Source organism: Pantoea sp. EABMAA-21 (assembly GCF_030053335.1).
Taxonomy (GTDB): domain Bacteria; phylum Pseudomonadota; class Gammaproteobacteria; order Enterobacterales; family Enterobacteriaceae; genus Pantoea; species Pantoea communis.
In genome coordinates this window covers 35,087-58,157 of the sequence record NZ_JASGBX010000007.1, presented here as the reverse complement: position 1 = coordinate 58,157, position 23,071 = coordinate 35,087, and the positions used below count along the sequence as shown (strand labels likewise).

Genomic DNA, 23,071 nt, shown 5'->3' with positions numbered 1-23,071 from the left:
TCTCCATTGATGTGTCTTCAGGTGTAAGCCTGGCACAGCGCCTGGGAAGTAAACGGAACGGGTGTGAAATAAATCTAAACCTGAGCGTGGTGCATCTGGTTATAAGAACTCTTATCTCAAAATTTCTGGTAAGGAATGAACACAGGATCGGCGTTTTTGGCGACGATATCCCGCTTAATCCAAGCGGGAGCGTTTTCTCGAAATGACTTACAGCCCCAGATCTGACAGGCCAGGATGATCGTCCGGACGACGGCCCAGCGGCCAGAAATATTTACGGTCGCTCTCTTTAATCGGCATGTCGTTGATGCAGGCGAAACGACGCTCCATCAGGCCATCAGCGCCAAACTCCCAGTTTTCGTTTCCGTAGGAGCGGAACCAATTGCCGGAGTCATCGTGCCATTCGTAAGCGTAGCGGACGGCGATGCGGTTACCGCCAAATGCCCATAGTTCCTTAATCAGGCGGTAATCGTGCTCTTTCTTCCATTTACGGTCGAGGAAGCTCTGCGCTTCTTCACGATTGTTGGCGAACTCGGCGCGGTTACGCCATTTGGTGTCCAGTGAGTAAGCCAGAGCTACTTTTGCAGCATCGCGGCTATTCCAGCCGTCTTCAGCCAGACGGACTTTCTCGATGGCCGTTTCCAATGTGAAAGGCGGGAGCGGTGGACGAACTTGTGAATCAGTCATGGTAAAACTCCTGTAAATTTAGTTTCAGTCTAAAGATCGTTCTCGTGACTTAGGACTCAGTGAAAGACCTGTTCCAGCAAAAACTTCGCTACTTTTGATGCCTTGACCAGAAGGCTCACATCGGTGGCATCAATACCGTTCTGATAGGAGACCTTTCAACAAATTCAGGGATTCCCCTTTGATATCGCGCGGCGTCCTGTCTGTGATTTAAAGGTAGAACGATCGTTCTACCTAGTCAATGATTTTTTCTGAAATGAATGCCGGGAGCAGAGAATATTCGGCATTAAAATCGAAATAAGATATTGTTTTTTATTGGTTTTAAATTAACTGAGATTCGCCCGTTTCAGGTCTGAACAGGGAAGGGTAAGGGAATAAAATGTCGCTTATGAATGCGCCAGGGAAGTGCCCGATATACTCAAACGGCGATAAGAAGAAATACCATCGAGCTGTGGGTTATCCGTAGAAAATTAACTATCCCGTTGCAGAAGATGACTTTGACTGTTGACTGTATGTGCGGCGCGAACGTTCGGGCAGGCGGTGTGGTGACATCGCTGTTGTGTATGATGATGGCTGCGGGTATGCGCACAGATTGAAGGCGAGACCGTTTATCGGTCCCGCCTGTCTGAAGATAAATCGAATTCAAAAACGCATTTAAATCTTCATGCAGGGAAAAGCGTTCGCGAACCTCAGGGCCCGGAGGAGGCTCGTTCCAGCATGAGTTTCGCGATGTCCTGAGCGTTGTCGGCAGCACTCCCGTCGCCCATGACGTATGACATGGTGATCGCGCCTTCCAGCAGGATCAGTAACTGTCGAGCCAAATCCTCCGGATGCTCAACGTTCAGCTGTTCGGTAAGCTCCAGAGCGTAATCCAGCAACTTCTGTTTATGCATCTTGGCTATCTGGCGCACAGGGTCTTCAGGATCGCCAACCTCACCCGCCGTGTTGATAAACGCGCAACCCCGGAATCCGTCGGACTCGAACCAGCTCTTCAGAACAGTGAACATGTTCAGGATACGCTCCTGAGGAGTCTTGCCTTTGTCAGACTCTGTTCTGAACCATTGCATCCACCGTTCGTCGCGCTCTGTTAACGCGGCGGATGCCACGTCTTCCTTGTTCGCGAAATGACGGTAAATACTCTTTCTGGCGACACCAGAGGTCTTGACCAAAAGGTCCATGCCCATAGCGTGGATACCGTTCTGGTAGATGAGCTCTTCGGCGGTTTTAAGGATTTTATCCCGTGTATCAGTTGTTTTTTTGATCATGGGTTAAAAGTAGAATTATCGTTCTACCACGTCAACGCTTTTTATCAAAGAGCCTGTAAAAAAGTCATTAGATTCTTGCGATAGCTGGAAGGACCCAAAGGAAAGGACGTTGATCGGAAGGCTTTGCAGACACCAGTCAGTATGAATGAGGGGGGAGGGAAAAGTCTTTATAGTGAATAGCTATTTCATCCCCTCACCGACAAGAAGGTCAGTTCCCCTCCACTTTTGTAATTAAGTTAATCATCACCAACCTTAATTTTGACTAAGGTGTACAACTTGAATCTCCGTGTACAAATATGTTGGTTAATTCGTGTTTGGTTATTTATTCTGGGATCTAAATTGATCATTAATATATATAGGAAAAGTTCTGGATAAGCGAAGCGGCAAATGACGAACGATTGATTAAGAAATGATCGATTTTTTATTGTTAGCGATGGGAATAACCCTCCTAACGTAGCGAATTTCGCATTTAAGCGAAGCGCTAATGCACGTCAGGAGAGTGTTGTGATAAAGGCTAGCGAACGTAACCCAATGTTGAATTATTGATAGTGTTATTTCCGGCGGCTGATCTTTCCTCCCTTCCGGCCAGCTTCAACGGCGCGGTTCGGATCGTTTTTAAAATTGCCGCCACTTACCTGACCGCCTTTGCGGCCTGCTTCAGCTGCACGCTCCTTGTCCTCGGCGAAGTTCCCTGTGCCCCCACGACGTTGCGTCTTTTTCTCTTCCTCTTCAGGATGCTTGTTAGGGTCCGTCATGCGTTCTCCTCATTATATTTGTACCAACATAAAGCAAAAATAAATGTAGCGTTGTTTTTACCATAATCAAGTCAGGATTAATCTTAAGTTTTATTATTTTGCGGACTGTTTGTTTAAGGATAAGTCGATTTTTGTTTATAAGCGGATGAAACTCACTTGAATGATGATTGTTAGCGCACTTTAGATGTTGAGTAAAGAGTGTTGTGAGGCTAAATATAAGCGAAGCGGCAAAGTGGTGATATTAATCCTCCCTCTCAGTTCTGCGTTGATTGGCTTGCGCAGAAGGGCTTACTTGCTACGTTTAATTAAGATGATTGTCAGTCCGTTAATTAACGCTTCGCTTATTTCCAGATAATTCCATTAGCGACGGCGTTGAGGCGGTTAGCTTGCTAAGCAACTGCATACCATCCCCAAAGGTAGTTCATTAAAAGCACATCAACCAGGAGTGAATGAATGACGAGGGAATTTGTTTATCTGGATTGGCTACGTGATGCACATGCGATGGAGAAGCACGGTGAAACGTTATTAAAACAAGCGATGGAGCGTCTCGACAGTGATTCTTCCATCGGGAGTCACATCGCGCATTATCTTGCGCAATCACGCGCACAGCAGTTGCAGGTGAAAGAGGTTCTGAAATGCCATGACGATAGTTGGTCGGCATTGAAAGAGGCATTAGGCCGCCTGTCTGTGGTGGGGCAGGCAGCAAGCGATATGCTGCGTGTTGAGCAGGACGCACGGATGGCCGTCAGCGTCTATGTCTTTTGTAGTTATAAAGTTGCGACTTACACCACGTTAATTGCCGCCGCCAGACAGGCTGATGACAGTGAAGGCGCGGACATTTTTCAGCGGATCTTGCAACAGGAAGCGCAAATGGCGGCCAAACTGCTTGCGGACTTGCCTGAAGCAGCGAATCAATCGATAGACTCGCTGGCTGAAAGTGAAGCATCAAGCGCGGTGTAGTGTTTTCAGCGGGCAGCTTGCTGGCTGCCCGCAGAGAAAATAGCCAACATTATTAATGATTGCTCGTTAACGGCAATTGCATAAACTGCAGTAAAAAGCCGCTACGTTTATCTAAACGGAGGATCAAGCGCTACAAACTCAGTTTAATAAGTAAAGCGCACTGATCACTCAGGTGACTATTATTGCCAACAATTTAATATAACTGATCAAATTGTTTAATTGCGCAATTCCACAGGAAGTGAATTGTTTTGCACGAGTAAGTTATATTTAAGTAAAAGCATTAAGGTTAGTGAGCATGCTGACGATAACAGCAGGGATGCTGCCGATGAGAACGCGGAGCGTCTCCATTTCTTTGTTTTAATAACACCTGGATTTCATGACTCACTAATAAAATCATTGAGGTTTCTAAATGGACATAGTTCAAGGATTTTCACGTAATATTAAATTACGCAGCAAACTCATTATTTCTTCGCTCATCAATATCGGTATGCTGCTTTTGGTCGCGGTACTGGGTTTAAATTCGCTGTTTATGGCACAAACCGGCGTCAACGGCATGATGAAAGATGATTACCCAACCATTGCGTTGGGCAATCAGTTAATCAATGAGATTAACACTACCATTCAGCGACAGGCTTTGCTGCTCAGCCCAATCAATGCGGAGCGCCGCAGCGCCATCATGAATGAGCTTCAGGGGGCAACCGGGCAAATTACGGAGATTTATCGTCAACTTCATGCACTGTCAACAGATGACGATTCCATTGCTTATCTCAAAATTTTGGATGATAAACGCAAAGCTTATTTAGAAGGCCGTAATGAATTTTTGCAACTCACTAGTCAGGATCCTAATAAAGCGCTGGATTATTATCTGACAGCATTGGCGAGTAAACAAAAGGATTATACGGTTGAAGTGCAGCGTTTTATTGCACTGCAAGAGCAGCAGATGAATGGTTCCTACACACACTTTATGGATTCCTATCACACCACTAAAATTTCAATGGTGGTGATATTTATTGCGGCGGTTATTCTCTCTGCGTTGATTGGCTGGATTATTATCCAATCCATTACTGTGCCATTAAAAAACGTTATTGCGTTTCTTGGCCGTGTTGCTGATGGCGATCTCAGTACGAGCTTCTATGAAAAACGTAAAGACGAAATGGGCCAGTTAATAAACGCCATTCAGCAGATGCAGGATAAAATGTCGACCATTGTCAGTCATATTCGTATCAGCGCAGAGCAAATCTCAGGAGGTGCCAGCGAAATTATGTCGGGTACACATGATTTGGCCGCGCGTACTGAAGAACAAGCCAGTTCGGTTGAACAAACAGCAGCATCGGTTGAAGAATTCACCGCCACCATTAGCAACACGCGCAATAACACCCACTTTGCTGCCGATCTGTCTGAAAAGGCGGAAAGCGCCGTGGGGCAGAACGCCACCATGATGAACAACGTGTCGACCAAAATGGCTGAGATCCATGATTCAGCCGGTCGCATGGCAGACATTATCAATCTGATTGATTCGATTGCTTTCCAGACCAATATCCTGGCGCTCAATGCGGCTGTTGAGGCGGCACGAGCAGGGGAGCACGGTCGCGGTTTTGCGGTAGTCGCGCAGGAAGTGCGCGCGCTGGCGCAAAAAACCGCCACCTCATCGCATGAGATTCGCCATCTGATTGAGGAGTCTTCCACGCGCATCGTTGATGGCCGTGACATGGTAGCGGATGCCAACAAACTGATGTCGGAAATGATGAACAACGTGGTGAACATGAAGGAGGTGCTGTCACAGATTAATCAGGCCAGCACCGAACAGGCCGATGGGATCAGTCAGATCAACACTGCTATCAGCCAAATTGACATCACGACGCAACAAAATGCCTCGCTGGTGGAGCAATCCCTGGCTGCTTCCGCCATGCTCAGCGAGCAAGCGGCAAACATGGTGAACAGCGTCAGCGTGTTTACCCTGCGTCAGAGCGCATAACCAGATGACAGGCGGCGTCAAGGCCGCCATTACTCTAAATTCTTGCTATTTAACACGGGCACCTGATCAAGCAACCATTGAAGCAATAGCTTGATGTTGGGCGCTTCCGGCCGGGTTTTCGGCCACACCAGATAATAACCGTCCCCTGTCGCCACCGGCTGGTTAAATGGCAGCACCAGTAAGCCGTTGTTGATCGCCTCCTGGCTGAGCAGCAAGTCACCAATTGAAACGCCGTGTCCACTGATCGCCGCCATCGTGCCCTGTTCCAGCGTATCGAACAGTTTGCCTTGCCACAGATTGATAGCCGGTGCATCAGCTGCCCCCTGTGACCACCTCAGCCAGTCGCGGCGATCGTGTGAGGGGTGAATCAATTCACAACTTGCCAGTTGCTTTTGTGCCTGTCGTTCCAGTGCGGGGGCGCAAATCGGAATTAACCACTCCTGAAACAGCAAATGGCACTCAGTGTCTGCACCAAAATGACCGTCGCCCAACAAGATGGCGCAGTCAAAAGGTTCACGGGCAAAATCGACGTTGTCGGTGTCCATCCAAACGCTGGTAATCTGCACTTCAGGTGTTGAGTTTTGCTCGCGATAGAGTTGAAGTGCATCCAGCAGCCACCGCATGGTCAGTGTCGATGGGGCCTTGAGACGGAGTTGATGACCATGCTGCGTGAAGGCGGCGCAAGCTTGCTCTAAAGAGGCAAATCCGGCCTGTAATTGTGCCGCTAATACGCTACCGGCAGCGCTGATTTCGACCCTGGGGCCTTTACGGATAAACAGTTGGCAATTGAACCACGCTTCAAGGGTGCGGATGTGGCGGCTAATCGCCCCAGGGGTGACGTTGAGTGCCGCAGCGGCCTGGCTAAAAGACCCTAATTGCGCCGCACTGGCAAAGGCGCGCAACGCATAAAGTGGAGGAAGCGTCATAAGGTAAACTCAATATTGAGTAAAACTCACATTCAACGGCATTTTAAAGCGTTTTTCAATGTGGAAACGAAAAACCATACTGGCCACCTTCTAATACGTTTCAGGTCGTTACCATGAACCTCTCACTGCTGCTGGCGTATATGCTGGCGATTTTATTGCTGTTAATGACGCCAGGCCCGGTGGTGGCGCTGATCACGGGCACGGCCGCGCGACACGGTTATCGCCGCGCTTTTGCCACAGCGGTGGGCACTAACGCGGCATCACTGGTGTTGATTGCGCTGGCTGCACTGATGTTGACGGGATTGGTCTCTCTCGATCCCTTGAGTTTGCAAGTCGCCGGGTTGCTGGGTTCCCTGTTTATTGGCGTGATTGCATGGCGAGGCTTACGTGCTGCGACAAGTGCAACCGCCCACCGGCCTGCAGCACAGGGGGGATTGCTGAAAGGCTTTGTGGTGGGCATCTCTAATCCAAAAGATATTCTGTTTTTTGCCGCGCTGTTTCCACAGTTTATCGCCATCACGCCCGATCTGAGCAGCAGCCTGATCACCCTGGCGCTGGTGTGGATGGCCTTCGATTTTGCGGTGCTGGCGTTTTATATCATCACCGTAAAGCGCTGGCTGCCGGGAGCACATCAGCAGCGCCTGGAGCGGATATCAATGCTGATGTTGTTGCTGATCGCGCTGGCGGGAGCGTTCTACAACCTGAGGCAATTGTTGTTATAGCGTGGTATTGAAGATTTCACCCATAACGCCGATAACGCATAGCGAATGGCTGCATGGAGCAGCAGACTAAAGGGAAAATAATGAAAAAAGCATTGATAGCGTTAGCGGTTTTAACCCTGGCAGGGTGCGCCAGACCTTATGGATCAGCCGATACCATCATCAATCAGCAAATGGTGACACCGGATGCCAGCAAGAAGCAGACACCGGTGACTGTTACGCGCCTCAAGCAGTTTATAGGAAGTGCCAGCGGTGGAACCTGCAAATTCGTGGTGAACGTGGATGGTCAGGATGTCGCGATGTTGCGTCAAAACCAGTTTGTCACTGCTTATCTGGAAAATGGTCTGCACAAGTTGCGCGTCAGTAATGACTGTTCAGTGATGAGTCTGGGGATGCGCAAGTCGCTGGATATTGTGGCTGACGGCACGCCACAGGAGTACGCCACAGAAGTAGGCTTCTGGGGACAGTACCGCATGTGGCGCACTAAATAAGTTACAGGTCGATCACCCGATTGCGTGATTTAATGCGTGAGCAGCACAGCGCGATAAACTGTTCAGCGGCTGGCGCTGGTTTTTTTGTTTCCACCCTCAGGCAATCCTCTTCAAATACCCGCAGATTGAAAGCGTGCACATCTTCTACCTGGACCCGCAGTTCGACGTTGCGGGTATTCATGGTGATGTTCCTGCCATTGGCTCACGAGGGCGATTGAAAGACTTCATTTCTATCAGGACATTGTGAATAATTAGCTCTGTATAAATCCATCCGACAGAATTCAATCAAGTGTTGCAAAAAACAGTACAGGTGATGCATGAGTCCGTTTTCCCGCTTTTCCGTTTACTTTGCAGAAGTGGCTCGCAGCGGCAGCTTACGTAAAGCCGCCGAGAAACTGCACGTCTCCGCGTCCGCCATTAACCGGCAGATCCTGCAGGCGGAAGAGAGCTTTGGTACGCCGCTGTTTGAGCGTTTGCCGGATGGGTTGCGGATGACCACCGCCGGTGAGTTGTTGTACGACGATGTGATGCGCTGGCAGCGCGAGTTTCGCGTTACGTGCCAGCGTTTCGACGATATACAGGGCTTGAAGCGCGGCAACGTCAGCGCGGGTCTGGTGCAATCACTGACTAAGGGACCGGTGGCTGATGCGATTGCGGATATTGCACGTGAACATCAGTGGCTGCGGCTGGAACTTACCGTCGACAACAGCCACGCCATCAGCCAATTGATTCGACAGTCTGCGATTGATTTTGGCTTAATCCTGGATCCGGCGGGTCAGATTGGACTGGATGTGTTGGCGTTTGCTGAACTGGATATGGGTATAGTCATGGCGCCCGATCATCCATTGAGCCAGTGCGATGCGCTATCGCTCAGTCAATTGAGCCAGGAGCGGCATATCATTCCTGGTGATTCGCTGGTGGTCCATGAACGGGTCGATGCGCTATACCGCAAGCAGGGCATGGCGCCGGATAACATTATTGCCTGTAACGATATTCGCCTGATACGCAGTTTGGTTGCTCAGGGCACTGGCGTATGCGTGCTGAGTTTGCTGGATGTGATGACTGAAGTGCAGGAGCAGCAACTGTGCTTTGTGCCGCTGAAAAACAGCGTGATGCGTCCGCTGACGTTGGCACTTTGTACTGCGCCATCCCGACAGTTATCGCGGGCGGCGCAGAGGGTGATTCAGCGCATCACACAGGTTATCGATGAGATGGCGCGTTAAGCGTCCGATGCCTGTTTCGGAAATTTATTGCGCAGTTTCTGCAGTTTTGCCGGGATATTCATCATACAGAAGGCGTTTTCTTGTCCTTCTTTCTCCCAGAAGTTTTGATGATAGTCTTCGGCTGCGTACCACTCGGCTAACGGTTCCAGCTTTGTCACCAGCGGCTTGCTGAGTTCGGCAGCGGCACGCGCTATCCCTTGTTCAGCGGCAATGCGTTGTGCATCGCTGGTCGGAAACAGTGCGGAGCGATAACGTGAACGCACCACGCCGTCTTTGATGTTTTCCTACGTGGCATCATGTGTCGCGAAGTGGATGTCGAGCAAATCGTCGTAACTGACGAGATCGGGATCGAACTCGATTTTCACCGCCTCGGCGTGACCGGTGGTGTCGCTGTAAACTTGATCGTAAGTGGGTGACGAGACATGGCCGCCGATATAACCACTTTCCACGCTCAATACACCATGGATGGATTGGAAAATCGCTTCAGTACACCAAAAGCAGCCGCCGGCAAAAATGGCTTGTTCACGCATCAGTCTAAGTTCCGGATAAAAAAAGTGACGTTACCTTACACGGCGGTGAAAAGTAACGCCACTGCATTGGCGCATCCTGAATGCCTGTCAGCGCGCTAAGCCGCACTCAGCCTTCTATTGCTGCGTAATCGCCTGTGCCTTCAGGCCATGGCGTAAGCAAATCGAAGCCGGTCTCGGTCACAGCAAGAGTGTGTTCCCACTGCGCCGACAGCGAGCGATCTTTTGTCACCACCGTCCAGCCATCAGATAAAACACTGGTGCCTGCTTTGCCGGCATTGATCATTGGCTCGATGGTAAAGATCATGCCTGCCTGCAGCTCAATCCCTGTGCCCGGCGTACCGTAGTGCAGAATCTGAGGCTCGTCGTGATAAATCTCACCAACACCGTGACCGCAATATTCACGCACCACTGAAAATCCGGCTTTCTCCGCCACCTGTTGGATCGCGGCGCCGATATCACCCAATGTCGCACCGGGTTTGACGACTTTAATGCCCGCCACCATCGATTCGTAGGTGATATCGACCAGACGTTTAGCGCGCACCGATGGCTCACCCACGTAATACATGCGGCTGGTATCCCCGTACCAGCCATCTTTGATGATGCCGACGTCGATGTTGACGATATCGCCATTCTTGAGCTTCTTCTCACCTGGAATGCCATGGCACACCACGTGATTTACCGAGGTACAGGTGGTGCGTGTATAGCCGTGATAACCAATATTCGCGGGAACAACCTTCAGTTCATTGACAATATAGTCATGGCAAATGGCGTCCAGTTCATCTGTGGTCACGCCGGGTTTGACGTAAGGGGTGATGATTTCCAGCACTTTTGCCGCGGCGTGTCCGGCAGCGCGTGCCAGTTCGATTTCTTCAGCGGAATGTAGTTTGATGGTCATTGCGCGATTCCCTGCGAGGTTAATGTAGGCTGGTCAAGCAGCTGCGCTAAATCTGCGCCGCCGTCACGTTCGACACGCATCAACAGGCGCGTCAGTTCCTGGAGGTTGAGGTCAGGATAAAGCTCAGCCAGCATGCCAATCTTCATCCAGTGTTCTGCCTGCGCATTGATGGAACGGCTTAACGCCGTGCTCGCGATACGCAGATTCTCATGCATCAGATCAGAAATTTTTACGATACCCATTATGCGATCCGTATATGAAACGTAGTCGTTTTGCATATAGATTACGCTGTGTCCGGATAAGATGGAAGGGGAAATGTTGGGAAGTTTGCCGTGACCCTGTACAGCATCTCCACCTCTTAGCCGTTTAAGCCTGCTACAGCGTGACAGGGTGGCGTGATGTGTTGAGGAAAAGATAGACTAAAGAAAAAATACCCTGCGAAGCGGCTTAATAATCGTTGCAGAGTAATATTTCTGGATTTCCCCAGAGCAGGGTGTTGAAAGTTCGGCATTTGAAAGCTCAGCTAAAATAAAATAATCCCTCGATTGAGAGATGAAGCTAATAAGCGAAACGCATCATCAAGAGAAAACCTGGACCGACTTAGCGATATGACAGGAATATATATGCCGTGATGCATCGCTTATTTGATTGTTTTCTGTGCTTGTTGAATTACGGACAACAGACTGAATTTTATGCGGTAATCATTAAATCCTATTAATGTGTGCGCTATTGATAAGATCTCTGGGCAGCCGTAATCCTTGTTATTAATTTACGCTTCGCTTGAATGGGGTGAAGGATCCCTTTACTCAGTTTTCATGTAAGCTTTTTGTAAAGATATTTCAGCATGACAAACCGTGATGGCGGGCATAATATGGTGATATTCACCGGTTAATAATGAGCAAAATAGACGCAAAATGGCGGATATTCTCCTTAATAATAATGAAGTTATTCTTTTGAGTTCAGCATTGCTATCCGTGCCAATGGAATGGGCGAGTGCAAATGAGCATAACTAACGAATTGAAGCCAGGCTGCATCACGCTCCAGGCACTTCGAAATCCGGATATCTGCCGTGACGATGTACTGAGCAAATTCACTGATTTGGTCAGTAAAACGCTGGATGTTCCCAGCAGTTTCATCTCTGTCCTTGACGATGATTTCCAATACATCAAAGCTGCGCACAACTTTAACGTCGGTGAAACGTTGCGTGCCGATTCATTGTGTCAGTACGTGGTCGAGGGGGATCAACCGCTGGTGGTGCCCGATACCCAACTGGACGCCTGTTTTTCCGTCAATCCTTTTGTTATAGGTGAACCTTTTGTTCGCTTTTATGCGGGCGTGCCACTAAAGAGCCAGGAAGGGCTGGTCTTAGGCACGCTGTGCGTGGTGGATAGCAAACCACATACCTTTAGCGCTGAAAAGCTGGCGACGATGACGTTGCTATCACAGCTGGTAATTTCCTTTCTTGAAGCCTGGCATTCTGTCGGTTTTACCGATTTGGTTACAGGATTGCCTAACCGACAGCAACTGATTAGAGACCTGCAAGCCTTGCGTAATGCGGGTGATAACACGCGGTATCGACTGGTGTTGATCGACTGCATCGATATGCCGCGAGCCTATGAGCTGGCGCGTTCGTTGGGCATGGCACCTGTCGAAGGGCTCCTCAAAGATATGGCAACGTTACTGCCGCTACGTCTGCGTCCCGGCAAAAATGAACTGCTCTATACCGTGGCAACCGGGCGGTTTGCGCTATTAACTCAACAAGAAAGTCCATTGTGCGCCGAGTGGGTTGCGCGAAGCATGGAAGGCGTACGCGCCGAGATTGGCGAAGGTTTATCGGTCGATTTAGCGACACATACCGGTGAAACCCTCTTTTCGCCGTCAGAAATTTCCGCTCAGGAAGCGCTGCGTCGAGCCGTTAGTGCCTTGCATGAAGCCATTTGTCGCGGGATCCCGTGTATGAACTTCAGTGAGGAAAACGATGAGCGGCGTACGGATGACTTTACTCTCGTCAACGACCTGGCCACTGCTGTACGGCACAATCATGGCTTGTATCTGGTGTTCCAGCCGAAAATCTGTCTGAGCAGCGGTTTACCGATTGGGCTCGAAGCGCTGATCCGATGGCGCCATCCCACCCGAGGTGAACTTTCTCCTTCAGTTTTCATCCCGCTCGCGGAACAAACCACGTTGCTGCAAGAGATCACCGAATGGGTCATTGATAAAACCATTGAGCGATTGAAACGGCTCAACGGGCAAGGTATCCAGTTGCCTGTCACGGTGAACGTTAGCGTGCGCGACTTTAGCCAGGAAAGTTTTGCTGACAGGCTCGAGAATAAGATGATCAAGGCACGTCTGCCGACGAATCTGCTCGGCATTGAGTGCCTGGAAACTGAGCGCATCATCGAAAGCGCGGCGGCCATTAAGGGACTGGAAATGTTGAAACTGCGCGGTTTTGGTATTGCGCTGGATGATTTCGGCACCGGTTACAGCAATATCAGTTATCTGCGAAAAATGCCTCTGGATGTGGTCAAACTCGACCGTTCGATTGTCGGCGGACTTGCCACAGATACCGCGTCACGCATCATCACCCGCAGCATTATCGCTATGCTCAAAGAACTGGATTATGTGGTGTTAGCGGAAGGCGTGGAAAATATTGAGACGCTCGAAGCGTTAAAAGAGTTCGGTTGCGATCAGGCGCAGGGGTTCTTTCATTCCCGCCCATTACCTGAAAGCGAACTGGATAATTGGTTACGCTGGAAGTTAGGGTGATGCGTCTGTCCTGACTTCATCGGTTCCTGCCTCACCCATTGCCAGAGCACTGGCGCTGGCGGGATCAAATAGTGACAGACTCTCGATTTGTTCCACCATAATCACTTTACGAAACGCTAAAGCTGTTTTGGGTTTCGACATGAAATCAATCCGGTGCTGATGATACCAACGGCTGTAATTGTGCTCAACGGCGAGATTTAGCGTACGTGAATCGCGATAACCGCTGAGCATCGGTATTAATACAATATTAGCCGTGCTGGCATATTCGAAGGTGGCGGCATGAATCATGCCGATGTAGATGCGTCGGGATTTTAGCGTTATCCAGGCTAACTCACCTTCTTCCATACACTGCAACAAAATCTGTTCAATACCGTTCGAACGTGACAATCGCTGATAGAGGTCGCGGCGGCTGCTGGCGGTTAATCGCGCGCTGCCAGCCCAGTTTGAGCGATACACACAAAACAGCACGGCAAAGGCGAGCATAATCACGACCGGTGCCTGAATACCCAGGAAGCTCCAGGTCATAAAATCCACATGCCAACGAGCATGCACCAGGCGGGTAAGTGCAAAAGTATTATTGATCGCGGAAGCGGCGAGTAATATCAGCCAGACAATCCCGGTGGCAAACACGCCCTGTAAGACAAAAATACAACCATAAAGGGCAATTAAAAAGTAAACATCCCAGCCAAAGGAACGCTTTATTTTTAAGCGACTCGACATGTCCCGGCTGGTGTACCAATAGCCACACACCATCAGCACCATAAATATTGCCGTTCCCATTTAGATATCCTTCAAGGTTTTGACATGATGGGCAAAATCGCGCTGAACTTTGGGACTTAACGGATTAACCGAAGCGTTGCCGTCTTCATCAATAATGATCCTGTCACCCTCCTGAATGGATTCTTTCATATCTTGCTGGCTCATCACTTGTAGCAATGACTCAGGGCTCTTGAAGAGGGCGATAACAAAGTGAAACATGTTATTTTCCAATTAATTTGGGTAGTGAGAGTATGGCACACTATCCGATGTGAATTTGGGTTAGTGACTTGAATAAGAGGCGTGTTTTCGAAATTACGGATTAATCTGTCTAAAAAGCTGAAGTAAGCGAAACCGTAGGTGAACGGAAAAATTTACCAGTTTTAATAATGAATGGCTTAGGGGTTCAGTATTCATTTCCTGTCGTTAAAATTAGACTACAATAAGAAAGACATTAAATATGAGGTTAATTATGAAAGAACATCATACGAATGAACAACGTAATAAAGAAGGGGATGTGCATAAGGGACTTCCCGAAGTCGCCCCCAATGTCGGCAATGCGTATGAAGAGGATGACCATCCAGCAAAAGACAACCCTAAAGATCATGGAGAGATTCCGCGCACGCGCGATGATAGTAAAGATCACAAGCAGGATCCTTATCAGGATAAATAGCCTCGCTGACAATTAATCGCACCCGACATTTAAAAAACATCTCTCTAATTATAGAGTGTGTTAATCAATTGAAATTTTTGATTAATTACCCTGTAATTTCGAAATAAACGAAGCATGTAGTTTATAAAGTAAGATTTTCTAGTGGTTAAAATATTTTATAAAATATCCTACGCTTGATTCACAAAATCGCGTATTTTCTACACCGTATCAATCATCACCCCACTAAACTACTTATACCCAATCAGGGTGAATGGAGGTATATATGTCAGAACGTCCAGATCCAGATGATGTTAAGCCGCTGCCTGGCGACGATTTACCCTTACCCGATGAAGAGGGTGATGAGACTGACGATCGTGATCTACCTGATGATCAAAAACCGATGATCTGATTCTCAATTCAGAGCCGCGTAAGCGGCTCTTTTGCGTAATTTGCAAGGGTATTATTGCGGTACAGCATTTCAATCATTGGATGATGCATCATCTTTGATGTATTGCCGTATCGCTTCATGCATGGCTCGGTTACGGTCAACTTCCAGTCCGCGCTCTTCATACTCTTTAGCCATGTTAATAATGACTTCATCATATTTCCCTTTGAAGGTGATGTTATTCACCGCGACCTGTTTAATCATCAGTTCACGTAACACCTCAGTTTCGATTTTTAAACGCTGAACCGTTTCTTCAAGTTCCTTTATTCTCTCTTCGGTGGACATTATCACTCCCTATTAAGTTATGTAGATTAAGCAAGCCACATTATTGAAAAGAATATGGCATTGAAAAGCCTATAACTCAAGCCTCACCATTCGCATCATATTAAGCGAGCCGTAAAGCACAGATAGGAGAGCGATAACCTAACATTTGGTTTATATTGACGGCGCAAATTAACGAGCCGCAATGATTGATGCGGATGAATAACGCGGCAGCGCTGGAACCCTCTTATGATGAACATCTTCGCCCTGATACTGGCCATTGCTGTGGTTTTTAGCGGCCTGAGTTGGACATACAGGCTTTGGGCTTTGACGCGCATCACCGTTGAGAAAAACCAGGCAGAATCTTCGCTCATACAGCAGGGTAAAACTCAGCGCCTCCCGAGTTGGCTGGATACGCCCGCATCGCTCTTTCCGTTACTGGTCATCGTGTTACTGGTTCGGGCCTTTGGCTGGGAGCCTTTTCGCATTCCTTCTGGATCCATGATGCCAACTCTACTCACCGGCGACTGGGTGCTGGCAGATAAATATTCATACGGGCTGCGAAATCCATTCAATCAGAAAACGTTGCTTGCCACCGGACACCCTAAACGTGGTGATATTGCGATATTTACGTTTCCTCAGGACGAAACGCAGTTGTTCATTAAAAGAGTGATCGGTTTGCCCGGTGACAAAGTCATATTCAATCCAGCCTCACAACAGCTCACTGTTTTCCCTTTTTGCCAGGACCATCAATCTTGTGCACCAGCGCTAGCCATTCATTACAGTGCGCTCAAAGCGGGCGAGTTCGTCGAGACTGCCGGAATGCATCCGGGCTTTTATGCCAGACCGATTGGCGACGAAAAGCCTGATGAACAGCGTTTATTGATGGGCACTGAAACGCTAGCGGGGGTGACGCATCGCCTTTTGCAGAAGCCTGAATTGACTGTTTCAGCATCGGCGTTTTTCCATCAACCAGGTCAGCAGACTGGAGAGTGGGTGGTGCCGGCGGATAGCTATTTTATGATGGGGGATAATCGTAACAACAGCTATGACAGCCGCTATTGGGGTTTTGTCCCTGAGCGTAATCTGGTAGGCAAAGCGGTGGCGATTGGATTTAGTATGGAAAAACAGGAAGGGCAGTGGCCGACAGGGCTGAGGCCATGTCGCATCGGGCGGATCAATTAAGAGAAGATGCCAGTCCCTGGCAGAACAAATCCTAAAGCGCTTTACTCAGACTTTGTTGGAGGACGGCGACTTATCTTGCCTCCTTTCCGACCCGCTTCAACGGCGCGTTCAGGATCGTTTCTGAAGTTGCCTCCACTGGCTTTGCCTCCCGCTTTACCAGCTTCTCTTGCGCGTGCCGGATCGTTAGCAAAATTCCCTGCACCGCCTCTGTAGCTCTGTTGTTTCATAGGAAGACCTCATATCAATGTTCCGTGAGAGATAAGGACTAGCTAGTCACTCCATAATTTTAGTGCGCGATTGCGGCTTCGCCAGCACGGGATAATTAATATTTTGTAGTCTTTATCGCACAAAAAAAGAAATGTTGTCCGATTTAAAATAGCCACTAATCACGATTAAATGGTTTTTTAATTGTTTAAGTAATAAACATGAAAATATTAAATGTTGAAGCCAATTTATGGGCCGCACTTGGCTTAGAAAAGCTATTAATATCTGCAGGTTATCAATTCTTATCCTGCTCATCTTTAAGTGATGCAAAAAAAATATTAATCGATCAATCTATCGAAGTAATGATTATTGAGTTAAAAACCGAAGCGGATGATATTGAATCTTCCTATGCGTTTTTACGCCTGTTGCAGGCACTTTATCCTAGTATCCGCGTGTTGGTACTGACCGACATTAATGATGCTGCGCTCCTTAATTTTCTTGCCCATGAATTTCACTCGGTTTTATTTCTGACAAAAAAATCCTCATTAGCCAGCATTGTTCAAAACGTCAATACACTTGCTGAGAAGAGACCGCATACATCAACACGCAGCCGTGTTCCTTCGCTCTCGCTGCAAGAATTTCACATGCTGAAATGGCTTGCCCGATACAGCAGTCAGCAGGACATAGCCTTGCGTGTCAGACTGAATAACAAAACCATCAGTCACTATAAGCGATCGATTTACGCGAAACTGAATTGTGAGAATAATGTTCAGTTTCATCATCGGCTTACGCAATACGGGTTTAATCGAACCCATGTCGATTAATACCTACACTGACTGGATCCCTCGCTCATAACTCCCTGTTATGCCCGGTTAGTAAAGGGTGTCTTTTGCCTGAGGCTTGAGAATTCCGGCCCGCAGGAGGAAGATATTCCCCTTTGCCAGGGTCGGGAATAGCCATGCTGATCACCTCCGAAAACACGCGCACTTTTAATACGGATACCCGACTCGCCTGCACGCTGGCGGCTGTGGCGGGCGCGCTGAATACGGCTGCATTTGAAACCGTCGGTTTTTTCTCTGCCAACATGACGGGCAACGTCTCGTCACTTTCCGATCATCTGGCGAAAGCAAATCTGCATGTCGGATTGTTCTTCCTGCTCATCGTGCTGCTCTTTATAGCGGGTTCTTCTGTCTCGACCCTGATTATCAACTCCGGACGCAGGCGACAAATTCGCGGGATTTATGCCATCAACATCCTGCTGGAAGGCGTGGCATTATTCGCGCTGGGCGTCATTGAGAGTTGGTTCAGCTTTAGTGAATCGGGCGTATTGCTGGTGCTCAGTTTGAGTTTTTTGATGGGATTACAAAACGCCGTGGTGACCCGGATTTCCAACGCACGCGTGCGCACCACCCATGTCTCCGGTACCGCTACCGACATTGGCATTGAGTTGGCCATGTTGTTTGATGTGCTACGCCGTAAAGAATCCCCGAAAGATGCGCCGCTCTATATCGAGCGTTTAAAACTGCACTTCTTCACGGTGATGGCATTCCTGTTCGGCGGCGTGCTGGGTATTCTGCTGCTGAACGCGCTGAGCTATAAACTGTTAATTTTGATTGGTGTGATGCTATCTGCCCTCGCTTTGTCAGCATTACAACGTGCCGGGCATGCGCTGCACTCCTGAACAATAATTGATGCGCTTCACATATTTCAGCGCGATTTTTGAAAACTGCTTGCTACTTTTTGGCAATGCTCAGCAAGATAACCGTCATTAAGGATTGTTACTGTTCGGCAGGCAAAACCTGAGGCGCGCCCTTTCTCGATAGCAGAGGGCGCGCCTCAGGTTTTTTTTTGCGCGAAATTCGAGGCGTTTTGCAGGAGAAAGGAAGATGCAATATCAGGAACTGGCAGATGACATTGTGGCTGGCGTGGGGGGAAAAGACAACATTATCAGCGTGATGCACTGCGCAACGCGCCTGCGCTTCAAATTAAAAGAGAGCCAAAAAGCGCATACCGCCGAGTTGAAAAATAATCCTGGCGTGATCATGGTGGTGGAGAGCGGGGGACAGTATCAGGTGGTGATCGGCAACCAGGTTGCGGAGGTCTACCGCGCGTTAACGGCACGCTATGCCCTCGACCATGCCGATAACGTGGAGGACACTACGCCACAAAACCTGTTTGCCCGTTTTATCGATCTGGTTTCCGGCATTTTTACACCCTTTATTGGTGTGATGATTGCGACAGGCATCATCAAGGGACTGCTGGCGTTGGCACTGGTGCTCGGTGTGATGGACGCGAGCAGCGGCAGCTACAAAGTGCTGTTTGTTGCCAGTGATGGACTCTTTTACTTCTTGCCGATTCTGCTCGGCTACAGCGCCGGGAAAAAATTTGGCGGTAACCCCTTTGTCAGCATGGCGATTGCCGCAGCGCTGGTGCATCCGTTGATACTTGAAGCGATGCAACAGCAGCAGGCAGGAAAGCCACTGACCTTTGTCGGTATCCCGCTGGAAATGCTCAATTACAGCTCCTCGGTGATCCCAATTATCTTTGCTGCGTGGGTCTCAAGCCTGATTGAGCGTTGGGTACATCCGCGTTCACCCGGTGCGGTGCGTAACTTCACTACGCCGCTGGTGTGCTTGCTAATCACCGTGCCGCTCACTTTTCTGGCGATTGGCCCGGCAGCCACCTGGCTCAGCCGCTTGCTGGCGGAGGGCTATCTGTGGATTTACAGCCTCAGCCCCATGGTTGCAGGAGCGGTGATGGGCGCGATCTGGCAAATCTGTGTGATATTCGGTCTGCACTGGGGTCTGGTGCCGATCATGCTCAATAATCTGGCCAACTTCGGTCACGACACCCTACTGCCATTACTGATGCCGGCGGTATTAGGACAGGCGGGCGCGACATTGGGGATCTTCCTGCGCACGCGTGATATCAAACTCAAAGCGATGGCGGGATCGGCATTAACTGCCAGCATTTTTGGTATCACTGAGCCCGCAGTGTATGGCGTTACGCTGCCGCGTCGTCGTCCGTTTATCTTCGGCTGTATCGGTGGCGCGCTGGGTGCCGCCATTCTGGGCTTCTGGCACACCACCATTTACTCCTTTGGCTTCCCCAGTATTTTCACGTTTATTCAGGTCGTGCCCAGCACGGGTATTGATGCCAGCGTGCTGGCGTCCTTTGCCGGTGCAGCGGTCGCGCTAGTTTTCGCCTGTGCCATGACCTATGTGTTTGGTTTACGAGAGTCTGCGGCACAACCTGTTGTGGCTGAACCCGTCGCCGATCCCGCGCCTGCGACATTAACGCGCCGTGAAAGCGTGGTGAGCCCGATTGCGGGTGACGTATTGCCGCTGGAGAAAGTCAAAGATGAAACTTTCGCCAGCGGTTTACTCGGCAAGGGCGCGGCTATTCTGCCGCACGTGGGCCGCGTAGTATCGCCGGTCAATGGCGTAGTTTCCTCCATGTTCCGCACCGGACATGCGATTGGCCTGACGTCAGATCAAGGCGCGGAAGTGCTGATCCATGTTGGACTCGATACCGTCAAACTCGACGGGCAATATTTCCGTCCTCAGGTACAAAACGATCAGCCAGTGAAAGTGGGCGATGTGCTATTGGAGTTTGATATTGAGGCGATCAAACACGCTGGATTCGACCTCACCACACCGGTGCTGGTGAGCAACAGCGATGAATTTATTGATGTATTAACCCTGAACAACAGCGCAGTGAGTGAAGGCTCGCCGCTGCTGGCCGTGCTGAAATAACCAAGGAGCAAGTAAATGACTACACGTTTCCCGGATGCATTTTTATGGGGTGGCGCCGTTGCCGCCAATCAGGTGGAAGGTGCCTGGCAGGAGGGCGGTAAAGGGCTATCGACCTCGGATCTGCAACCCAAAGGTATTTTTGGCGCGCGCGTTGAACGCAGCGGCAATGATTTTGGCATCAAAGACACGGCGATTGATTTCTATCATCGCTTCCCGGAAGACATCAAGCTGTTCGCAGAGATGGGCTTTACCGTTCTGCGTACCTCGATTGCCTGGACGCGTATTTTCCCGCAGGGCGATGAAGCTCAGCCAAACGAGGAGGGATTGGCCTTTTACGATCTTTTGTTTGATGAGATGGCAAAGTACAACATCACTCCGCTAGTGACGTTGTCACATTACGAAATGCCATACGGTTTGATCAAAAAATACGGCGGCTGGGGCAATCGCATCACTATTGATTGTTTTGAACGCTATGCGCGCGCGGTATTCACTCGCTTCAAGCATAAAGTGAAGCTGTGGCTGACGTTCAATGAAATCAACATGTCATTGCATGCGCCCTTTACTGGCGTTGGATTACCGGAGGAGAGCGATCAACAGGCGATCTATCAGGCAATTCATCATCAGCTGGTGGCGAGCGGCCGCGCCGTACAAGCCTGCCATGAGATTGTTAAGGACGGTAAGATCGGCAACATGCTGCTGGGTGCGTTGCTCTATCCGCTCAGCTGCCGTCCGGCCGATGTGTTGGAAACGCTGCAACAGAATCGCGAGTGGTTATTCTTTGGTGATGTACAGGTGCGCGGTGCCTATCCGGCTTACATGAAACGCTTCTTCGCCGATCGCGGAATCACCGTCAGCATCACGGATGAGGACAAACGCGACCTGCGCAACACTGTGGATTACATCTCCTTCAGTTATTACATGACCGGTTGCGTCACCACCAATGAAGAAGAGAACCAGAAAGCGCAGGGCAATATCTTGTCGATGGTGCCGAATCCGCATCTCGCCAGCTCAGAGTGGGGATGGCAGATAGATCCGGAAGGTCTGCGTATTCTGCTTAACATCTTGTACGACCGTTATCAGAAGCCGCTATTTATTGTGGAAAATGGCCTGGGTGCCAAAGATGTGGTTGAGGCCGATGGCAGCATCAATGACGATTACCGCATCCAGTATCTCAATGATCACTTAGTGCAGGTGCGGGAAGCGATTGAGGATGGTGTGGAAGTGATGGGCTACACCTGCTGGGGACCGATTGACCTGGTCAGCGCCTCTAAAGCCGAGTTCTCGAAGCGTTACGGTTTCATCCACGTTGATCGTGATGATGCGGGCAACGGCACGCTGGAACGCTCGCGTAAAAAGAGCTTCTTCTGGTATCAGGATGTGATCCGTAGCCACGGCGCGGCATTGAAATAAACCCGCTAACGGGCGCGCTGGCGCCCGTTTTTACGCCTCGTCGGCATCTTCCTGCAACGCTAATGTCTCTTTGCGAACTCGCTCAATATGGATGGTGAGAAACATGCGCTCTTCCGCCGAGAGGGCATAGAGATATTTTTGCTGGATGTGGCTGTCGATCTTCACCGCGCATTGATAAGCAATCGGATATTTGTCGCGCACCACATCATGCAATGACTCATCTTCGCTGCACACGCCGCGTTTTCCCAGCATGCGCTGGGCAAAAAACTTCAAATGGTTAACGAAGCGGTTATAGCTCAGGCTGTCGGTGCGGTAATCCAGCTGCAACCGATACTTCACGATATGCAAAATCTCCTGCATAAATTGCGTCACGTGAGAGACATCGGCAAAGTTGCTGCCCAGTTGCGCGTTGACTAAGTGCAGGGCGATAAAGCCTGCTTCATCGTCAGGCAACGCCACCCCGAGGCGTTTGTTGATCAGGGCCAGTGCTTCCATGCCAATCGCGAACTCTTTGGGGTAGAGCGTTTTGATCTCCCACTTCAATACATTACGAATCGGAATGCCTTGCTGATGGCGTTCAATCGCGAAATGGCAGTGATCGCACAGCGCAATCGAGAGGCTCTCATGCAGCGGCTGACCCAACTGTTGACGTGCGCTGGCGATGATTAACTCGCTGGTGGTGATGACTTCCAGTGGGATATCAGAAAGCAACTCGCTGAGCCTTCCTGTCAGGGTGTCACTCTGCAGTGCGAAGACTTTTTCAATCTGCTGCGCATCCAGCGCATCACCCACACGCTTCTGAAAAGCCAGCCCGCGACCCATCACGACTTGTTCTTTGCCGTTCTCGCCCAGTACGACCACGACATTGTTATTGAGGATCTTCGCGATTTTCATTTTTATCAGCCCTGAAAAAGAAAAAACCTGACCCACCGGGAGGGCGGCGTGTCAGGTTTTGCCTGCGTTTGCGCGCAGTAACAATCTGGCGAGATCATAAGCCGCTCTGTGATTCCGACAAGCATACTGACCGTTAAATGTGAGACACGTCATGTTTTATTGCGTAGTGAAGCGATGGAGGAAAAACAGGGCAATGGCCCCTGAAGCCGCGTCTGCACTGATGCTGTGCAAACTGTAAGGATATTTGTAAGGAAATAGTAAAGAAATGATCAGGTTTTCTTAAAGGTTTGCGTTAAGTCGCCGATAGTACCGTAACGTCAAAA

24 protein-coding genes and 2 pseudogenes are annotated in these 23,071 nt (G+C 49.5%); 13 read left to right on the top strand and 13 right to left on the bottom strand.

What is annotated here, in order from left to right; all coding sequences use genetic code 11:
• Positions 1-207: 207 nt before the first annotated feature.
• From QMZ65_RS12215 to QMZ65_RS12205, 3 genes are all read right to left on the bottom strand, one after another.
• Positions 208-684: a nuclear transport factor 2 family protein gene (locus QMZ65_RS12215; RefSeq protein WP_283216056.1), complete on the bottom strand. Its 477-nt coding sequence runs from the start codon at positions 682-684 to the stop codon at positions 208-210.
• A 686-nt stretch (positions 685-1,370) separates the two neighbouring features.
• Positions 1,371-1,946: a TetR/AcrR family transcriptional regulator gene (locus tag QMZ65_RS12210; RefSeq protein WP_283216055.1), complete on the bottom strand. Its 576-nt coding sequence runs from the start codon at positions 1,944-1,946 to the stop codon at positions 1,371-1,373.
• 551 nt (positions 1,947-2,497) lie between these two features.
• Positions 2,498-2,701 (bottom strand): con-10 family general stress protein, encoded by a 204-nt coding sequence (locus QMZ65_RS12205; protein ID WP_034822638.1) that lies wholly within the window; start codon positions 2,699-2,701, stop codon positions 2,498-2,500.
• A gap of 453 nt (positions 2,702-3,154) precedes the next feature.
• Here QMZ65_RS12205 and QMZ65_RS12200 point away from each other — a divergent pair, with 453 nt between their 5' ends.
• Both QMZ65_RS12200 and QMZ65_RS12195 read left to right on the top strand, forming a co-directional pair.
• A complete protein-coding gene (locus QMZ65_RS12200; RefSeq protein ID WP_283216054.1) occupies positions 3,155-3,661 on the top strand; it encodes a YciE/YciF ferroxidase family protein in 507 nt (168 codons plus the stop codon).
• A 409-nt stretch (positions 3,662-4,070) separates the two neighbouring features.
• Entirely contained in the window at positions 4,071-5,636 is a 1,566-nt protein-coding gene (locus QMZ65_RS12195) for a methyl-accepting chemotaxis protein (protein ID WP_211729512.1), read from the top strand.
• Between the two features lie 29 nt (positions 5,637-5,665).
• On the opposite strand, the gene QMZ65_RS12190 is transcribed toward QMZ65_RS12195, so the two are convergent.
• The gene (locus QMZ65_RS12190) at positions 5,666-6,562 is read right to left on the bottom strand and encodes a LysR substrate-binding domain-containing protein (protein ID WP_160833216.1); all 897 of its coding nucleotides are present in this window, start codon (positions 6,560-6,562) and stop codon (positions 5,666-5,668) included.
• Between the two features lie 113 nt (positions 6,563-6,675).
• Between QMZ65_RS12190 and QMZ65_RS12185 the strand changes: the two genes are divergently transcribed.
• Both QMZ65_RS12185 and QMZ65_RS12180 read left to right on the top strand, forming a co-directional pair.
• On the top strand, positions 6,676-7,284 hold the full coding sequence (locus QMZ65_RS12185) for a LysE family translocator (protein WP_097117748.1): 609 nt from the start codon (positions 6,676-6,678) through the stop codon (positions 7,282-7,284).
• A gap of 80 nt (positions 7,285-7,364) precedes the next feature.
• Positions 7,365-7,772, top strand: a complete 408-nt coding sequence (locus QMZ65_RS12180; RefSeq protein ID WP_034822646.1) for a hypothetical protein — start codon at positions 7,365-7,367, stop codon at positions 7,770-7,772.
• A gap of 76 nt (positions 7,773-7,848) precedes the next feature.
• Here the strand turns inward: QMZ65_RS12180 and QMZ65_RS12175 are convergent.
• Positions 7,849-7,944 (bottom strand): annotated as a pseudogene (locus tag QMZ65_RS12175) (hypothetical protein); the annotation flags it as partial.
• A 145-nt stretch (positions 7,945-8,089) separates the two neighbouring features.
• On the opposite strand from QMZ65_RS12175, the gene QMZ65_RS12170 reads away from it, so the two are divergent.
• Positions 8,090-8,995, top strand: a complete 906-nt coding sequence (locus QMZ65_RS12170; protein WP_211729513.1) for a LysR family transcriptional regulator — start codon at positions 8,090-8,092, stop codon at positions 8,993-8,995.
• Here the strand turns inward: QMZ65_RS12170 and msrA are convergent.
• From msrA to QMZ65_RS12155, 3 genes and pseudogenes are all read right to left on the bottom strand, one after another.
• Positions 8,992-9,528 (bottom strand): annotated as a pseudogene (gene msrA, locus QMZ65_RS12165) (peptide-methionine (S)-S-oxide reductase MsrA). The gene QMZ65_RS12170 and the pseudogene msrA sit on opposite strands and share 4 nt — an antisense overlap.
• 103 nt (positions 9,529-9,631) lie before the next feature.
• On the bottom strand, positions 9,632-10,420 hold the full coding sequence (gene map, locus QMZ65_RS12160) for a type I methionyl aminopeptidase (protein WP_182058365.1): 789 nt from the start codon (positions 10,418-10,420) through the stop codon (positions 9,632-9,634).
• A complete protein-coding gene (locus tag QMZ65_RS12155) occupies positions 10,417-10,662 on the bottom strand; it encodes a ParD-like family protein (protein ID WP_034822655.1) in 246 nt (81 codons plus the stop codon). Before QMZ65_RS12155 ends, map begins: the two co-directional genes overlap by 4 nt.
• Before the next feature lie 757 nt (positions 10,663-11,419).
• Here QMZ65_RS12155 and QMZ65_RS12150 point away from each other — a divergent pair.
• The gene (locus QMZ65_RS12150; protein ID WP_283216053.1) at positions 11,420-13,186 is read left to right on the top strand and encodes a sensor domain-containing phosphodiesterase; all 1,767 of its coding nucleotides are present in this window, start codon (positions 11,420-11,422) and stop codon (positions 13,184-13,186) included.
• Here QMZ65_RS12150 and QMZ65_RS12145 read toward each other — a convergent pair.
• On the bottom strand, positions 13,178-13,966 hold the full coding sequence (locus QMZ65_RS12145; protein WP_160833220.1) for a hypothetical protein: 789 nt from the start codon (positions 13,964-13,966) through the stop codon (positions 13,178-13,180). The genes QMZ65_RS12150 and QMZ65_RS12145 overlap by 9 nt on opposite strands.
• Positions 13,967-14,164 (bottom strand): hypothetical protein, encoded by a 198-nt coding sequence (locus QMZ65_RS12140; protein WP_034822666.1) that lies wholly within the window; start codon positions 14,162-14,164, stop codon positions 13,967-13,969.
• Positions 14,165-14,414: 250 nt separating this feature from the next.
• Between QMZ65_RS12140 and QMZ65_RS12135 the strand changes: the two genes are divergently transcribed.
• Together QMZ65_RS12135 and QMZ65_RS12130 are read left to right on the top strand one after the other, a co-directional pair.
• Positions 14,415-14,615 (top strand): hypothetical protein, encoded by a 201-nt coding sequence (locus tag QMZ65_RS12135; protein WP_283216052.1) that lies wholly within the window; start codon positions 14,415-14,417, stop codon positions 14,613-14,615.
• A 262-nt stretch (positions 14,616-14,877) separates the two neighbouring features.
• Positions 14,878-15,003: a hypothetical protein gene (locus QMZ65_RS12130; RefSeq protein ID WP_255253253.1), complete on the top strand. Its 126-nt coding sequence runs from the start codon at positions 14,878-14,880 to the stop codon at positions 15,001-15,003.
• Positions 15,004-15,072: 69 nt separating this feature from the next.
• On the opposite strand, the gene QMZ65_RS12125 is transcribed toward QMZ65_RS12130, so the two are convergent.
• Positions 15,073-15,324 (bottom strand): hypothetical protein, encoded by a 252-nt coding sequence (locus QMZ65_RS12125; RefSeq protein ID WP_034822671.1) that lies wholly within the window; start codon positions 15,322-15,324, stop codon positions 15,073-15,075.
• Between the two features lie 225 nt (positions 15,325-15,549).
• On the opposite strand from QMZ65_RS12125, the gene lepB reads away from it, so the two are divergent.
• On the top strand, positions 15,550-16,485 hold the full coding sequence (lepB, locus tag QMZ65_RS12120; protein ID WP_283216051.1) for a signal peptidase I: 936 nt from the start codon (positions 15,550-15,552) through the stop codon (positions 16,483-16,485).
• Between the two features lie 41 nt (positions 16,486-16,526).
• Here lepB and QMZ65_RS12115 read toward each other — a convergent pair whose 3' ends face one another.
• A complete protein-coding gene (locus QMZ65_RS12115) occupies positions 16,527-16,712 on the bottom strand; it encodes a con-10 family general stress protein (protein ID WP_072016973.1) in 186 nt (61 codons plus the stop codon).
• Positions 16,713-16,910: 198 nt separating this feature from the next.
• Between QMZ65_RS12115 and QMZ65_RS12110 the strand changes: the two genes are divergently transcribed.
• The 4 genes from QMZ65_RS12110 (at position 16,911) to QMZ65_RS12095 (ending at position 21,854) form a co-directional block, all read left to right on the top strand.
• Positions 16,911-17,513, top strand: a complete 603-nt coding sequence (locus QMZ65_RS12110; RefSeq protein WP_097117755.1) for a LuxR C-terminal-related transcriptional regulator — start codon at positions 16,911-16,913, stop codon at positions 17,511-17,513.
• 134 nt (positions 17,514-17,647) lie between these two features.
• Positions 17,648-18,370, top strand: coding sequence for a YoaK family protein (locus QMZ65_RS12105; RefSeq protein WP_058961215.1), 723 nt, complete (start codon positions 17,648-17,650; stop codon positions 18,368-18,370).
• 205 nt (positions 18,371-18,575) lie between these two features.
• Positions 18,576-20,444, top strand: a complete 1,869-nt coding sequence (gene bglF / locus QMZ65_RS12100) for a PTS beta-glucoside transporter subunit IIABC (protein ID WP_283216050.1) — start codon at positions 18,576-18,578, stop codon at positions 20,442-20,444.
• Positions 20,445-20,459: 15 nt separating this feature from the next.
• Positions 20,460-21,854: a glycoside hydrolase family 1 protein gene (locus QMZ65_RS12095; RefSeq protein ID WP_283216049.1), complete on the top strand. Its 1,395-nt coding sequence runs from the start codon at positions 20,460-20,462 to the stop codon at positions 21,852-21,854.
• A 30-nt stretch (positions 21,855-21,884) separates the two neighbouring features.
• Here QMZ65_RS12095 and licT read toward each other — a convergent pair whose 3' ends face one another.
• Positions 21,885-22,748: a BglG family transcription antiterminator LicT gene (gene licT, locus QMZ65_RS12090; protein WP_058961220.1), complete on the bottom strand. Its 864-nt coding sequence runs from the start codon at positions 22,746-22,748 to the stop codon at positions 21,885-21,887.
• Between the last annotated feature and the right edge of the window lie 323 nt (positions 22,749-23,071).

Bases quoted from the DNA above. Each gene is read 5' to 3' on its own strand.
- QMZ65_RS12130 (WP_255253253.1), top strand. From the start codon at position 14,878: ATGTCAGAACGTCCAGATCCAGATGATGTTAAGCCGCTGCCTGGCGAC.
- QMZ65_RS12215 (WP_283216056.1), bottom strand. From the start codon at position 684: ATGACTGATTCACAAGTTCGTCCACCGCTCCCGCCTTTCACATTGGAA.
- QMZ65_RS12145 (WP_160833220.1), bottom strand. From the start codon at position 13,966: ATGGGAACGGCAATATTTATGGTGCTGATGGTGTGTGGCTATTGGTAC.
- QMZ65_RS12115 (WP_072016973.1), bottom strand. From the start codon at position 16,712: ATGAAACAACAGAGCTACAGAGGCGGTGCAGGGAATTTTGCTAACGAT.
- QMZ65_RS12150 (WP_283216053.1), top strand. From the start codon at position 11,420: ATGAGCATAACTAACGAATTGAAGCCAGGCTGCATCACGCTCCAGGCA.
- QMZ65_RS12110 (WP_097117755.1), top strand. From the start codon at position 16,911: ATGAAAATATTAAATGTTGAAGCCAATTTATGGGCCGCACTTGGCTTA.
- QMZ65_RS12135 (WP_283216052.1), top strand. From the start codon at position 14,415: ATGAAAGAACATCATACGAATGAACAACGTAATAAAGAAGGGGATGTG.
- QMZ65_RS12205 (WP_034822638.1), bottom strand. From the start codon at position 2,701: ATGACGGACCCTAACAAGCATCCTGAAGAGGAAGAGAAAAAGACGCAA.
- QMZ65_RS12095 (WP_283216049.1), top strand. From the start codon at position 20,460: ATGACTACACGTTTCCCGGATGCATTTTTATGGGGTGGCGCCGTTGCC.
- licT (WP_058961220.1), bottom strand. From the start codon at position 22,748: ATGAAAATCGCGAAGATCCTCAATAACAATGTCGTGGTCGTACTGGGC.
- QMZ65_RS12125 (WP_034822671.1), bottom strand. From the start codon at position 15,324: ATGTCCACCGAAGAGAGAATAAAGGAACTTGAAGAAACGGTTCAGCGT.
- QMZ65_RS12170 (WP_211729513.1), top strand. From the start codon at position 8,090: ATGAGTCCGTTTTCCCGCTTTTCCGTTTACTTTGCAGAAGTGGCTCGC.
- QMZ65_RS12210 (WP_283216055.1), bottom strand. From the start codon at position 1,946: ATGATCAAAAAAACAACTGATACACGGGATAAAATCCTTAAAACCGCC.
- QMZ65_RS12105 (WP_058961215.1), top strand. From the start codon at position 17,648: ATGCTGATCACCTCCGAAAACACGCGCACTTTTAATACGGATACCCGA.
- map (WP_182058365.1), bottom strand. From the start codon at position 10,420: ATGACCATCAAACTACATTCCGCTGAAGAAATCGAACTGGCACGCGCT.
- QMZ65_RS12195 (WP_211729512.1), top strand. From the start codon at position 4,071: ATGGACATAGTTCAAGGATTTTCACGTAATATTAAATTACGCAGCAAA.
- bglF (WP_283216050.1), top strand. From the start codon at position 18,576: ATGCAATATCAGGAACTGGCAGATGACATTGTGGCTGGCGTGGGGGGA.
- QMZ65_RS12155 (WP_034822655.1), bottom strand. From the start codon at position 10,662: ATGGGTATCGTAAAAATTTCTGATCTGATGCATGAGAATCTGCGTATC.
- QMZ65_RS12180 (WP_034822646.1), top strand. From the start codon at position 7,365: ATGAAAAAAGCATTGATAGCGTTAGCGGTTTTAACCCTGGCAGGGTGC.
- QMZ65_RS12190 (WP_160833216.1), bottom strand. From the start codon at position 6,562: ATGACGCTTCCTCCACTTTATGCGTTGCGCGCCTTTGCCAGTGCGGCG.
- lepB (WP_283216051.1), top strand. From the start codon at position 15,550: ATGATGAACATCTTCGCCCTGATACTGGCCATTGCTGTGGTTTTTAGC.
- QMZ65_RS12200 (WP_283216054.1), top strand. From the start codon at position 3,155: ATGACGAGGGAATTTGTTTATCTGGATTGGCTACGTGATGCACATGCG.
- QMZ65_RS12185 (WP_097117748.1), top strand. From the start codon at position 6,676: ATGAACCTCTCACTGCTGCTGGCGTATATGCTGGCGATTTTATTGCTG.
- QMZ65_RS12140 (WP_034822666.1), bottom strand. From the start codon at position 14,164: ATGTTTCACTTTGTTATCGCCCTCTTCAAGAGCCCTGAGTCATTGCTA.